The organism is Ruminococcus sp. CAG:379 (assembly GCF_000434255.1).
Taxonomy (GTDB): Bacteria; Bacillota; Clostridia; order Oscillospirales; family Ruminococcaceae; genus Ruminococcus_F; species Ruminococcus_F champanellensis.
In genome coordinates this window covers 1-2,316 of sequence record NZ_FR894854.1, presented here as the reverse complement: position 1 = coordinate 2,316, position 2,316 = coordinate 1, and the positions used below count along the sequence as shown (strand labels likewise).

At 59.6% G+C, this 2,316-nt stretch carries 2 protein-coding genes and 1 pseudogene; all 3 read right to left on the bottom strand.

Features of this window, described 5'->3' with window-relative positions; genetic code table 11:
• Positions 1-28: 28 nt before the first annotated feature.
• On the bottom strand, positions 29-526 hold the full coding sequence (locus QVO51_RS03425) for a peptidoglycan-binding domain-containing protein (RefSeq protein WP_022357246.1): 498 nt from the start codon (positions 524-526) through the stop codon (positions 29-31).
• Positions 527-540: 14 nt separating this feature from the next.
• A complete protein-coding gene (locus tag QVO51_RS03420) occupies positions 541-1,932 on the bottom strand; it encodes a peptidoglycan-binding domain-containing protein (protein WP_022357245.1) in 1,392 nt (463 codons plus the stop codon).
• Positions 1,933-1,941: 9 nt separating this feature from the next.
• Positions 1,942-2,316, bottom strand: a pseudogene (locus tag QVO51_RS03415) (hypothetical protein); the annotation flags it as partial.

Here is a 2,316-nt window from a genome sequence, read left to right as displayed (position 1 = left end):
CACGAAAGCCAACAGGGCGGGCGGTGGGTCAGCACTGCATTGCTGTTACCATCCAATTCCAGGTATCCCGATCCACCGCACCGGTCTGGGGCAGATCCGCCGCCTGCTGCACGCCCCGGATGGCGTTGGTGGTGGCTGCGTTGAAGCTGCCGTTGATTGCCACCGGTGTCAGGTTGTCGTACCGGCTGCCGATGTCGTTGAGCATGGCCTGCACAATGTACACCAGGGCGCCGCTGTCCCCCTCCCGGAGCACATACCTGGCGGAGGGAAATACGTTCAGGGCATCCGGCTCGGCGGTCTGCTTCCGGTATGCCTTCACAATGGCATCCCAGGTGGCACGATTCACCTCCCCGGTGGCAGGCAGATTGTAGATCTTCTGGAACGCCTGCACCGCACTGACCGTTCGTGGTCCATAGACCCCGTCCGGGGTCACGGTAGGGATCCGGGCGTCCTGGGTGGCGAGTATGTACAGGTAGCTCTGGATCTCGTGGATGTGGCTGCGCTTCTGGGCTTCGGTATAAGGCATAGTTTTTCCCTCTCTTATTTAATAGTATAACCCGGATGCTGATAGGGTCGCTTGTCGTAGCCGAACCGATGCTCGGAATAGACCCGTGTCAGCTCATCCCAGGTAATGGGGCCGATCAGACCGTTTTCCTCCAGACCCATGAGCCGCTGGAATGCCAGTACGGCGCTCCGGGTCACCGGGCCGAAATAACCCGTATTGTTCACCGCCGGAATCTGGGGATACACCCCGTGCAGGAAGTTCAGGTACTCCTGTGCGATCCGGACGGATTCACTGGTGGTGCCCTCCTTCAGCACCGTGCCCGGATAAATCGCTACCACATTCTCTCCGGTGGCTGGCAGATCCGCCACGATCCCCAGATAAGCGTCCGTCAGCTGGTTCCAGGTGGTGCGGTTGATGATCCCGGTCTGGGGCAGACCAAAAACCCGCTGGAAGGAGCGGACGGAGGCGGCAGTCTGATCCCCGTAATATCCGGTGATCTCTACCGGCTGTACCTGCTCATAGTAGGCGCCTACCACTGCCAGATAATACTGCACCAGCTTCACCTGCATGCTTTCCATGCCCGGCCGCAGATCCTCCGTATACTGCTTTTGCACGTTCTCAAACTGCTCTCCTTCGGAAGAAAGCTCCGCCAGCTTTTTGACGCTGTTGTAGATGTACTCGATCCTGTACCAGGTGGACTGATCCACCACCCCGGTGGCAGGCAGGGAGAAGATCCGCTGAAATTCCTCCACCGCCGCAGCTGTTGGGGCGTCAAACACGCCGCCCGTGTCCGGGATCACCGGGATCGCCGGGTAATTTTGTGCGATCCGCCGAAGCCGGATCTGGATGGCACGCACATCGTCGCTGCTGTCCCCCTCCTGCAGGGGGCGCTCCGGATAGGAGGGCACGTTGGGGGCGATGGGGGCGTCCTGCACGATCTCCAGATTATCCCCGTAGTAATAGGTCAGGATCTCGTAGGGGGTGAACCCCTGCTTTGCCAGATCCACCGTGCCCCACTGGGACAGCCCCTCACAGGTAACGGTGGTGCCGTTGCAGAAGGCGGCGAACAAAGGTTCTACATTCCCCCGCCGCCGCAGGTAGCTGTTGAACAGCTCATCCACCAGTACGCTTACCGGCTGGAAGATCTCTCTGCCGTTGACGAACGCCTGGTCAAACTGGGTGGAATTGGTGATGTCGAAGTCATACCCTCTGCTCCGGTACCACTCGGTGTAGATCCGGTTCAGCGCAAAGCTGACGGCGGCGTAGATATTCGCCCGCATGGAATTCTCCGGCCAGGTGGGGTAGATCTCACTGGAGATCACGTTCTTGATGTAATCCGGAAAGGATACGGTCACGTTGGGGGCATTGGAATCCGGCGTGCCCAGATGTACCGTGATCTGCTCCGGGATAAAGGGTGTTCCGTCCATGGCTGCCTCCTAGTAAACAGGTTCTTGGTTGTAGTAGATGATATCTCCCGTTCCGGCGGCTTCGCTTGCCGGCAGAGGGATCAGCAGGAAATCCTGCATGGAGGCGATCCCGGCAAAAATGGGGATATCCACGCTTTGCTCCGTCCGGTAGCCCTCTGCCTGCACCCTGGCGCTGTACTTGGAAAAGGGCACCTGCTTGCCATTGGGATCCCCCATGGGGGCAGGCAGTACCAGGGGGCGGATCTCTCCGTTTTCGTCGGTTTTCAGAATGCCGATCAGGTCAGTGCCGGATGGGGTATCCTCCGTGATGGTGACGGTGGCATCCTCCACCGGTATGGCTCTGTCGGCGGTGCGCACGGGAATGAGCAATGTGCCCGTACCCTG

Bases quoted from the DNA above. Each gene is read 5' to 3' on its own strand.
- QVO51_RS03425 (WP_022357246.1), bottom strand. From the start codon at position 526: ATGCCTTATACCGAAGCCCAGAAGCGCAGCCACATCCACGAGATCCAG.
- QVO51_RS03420 (WP_022357245.1), bottom strand. From the start codon at position 1,932: ATGGACGGAACACCCTTTATCCCGGAGCAGATCACGGTACATCTGGGC.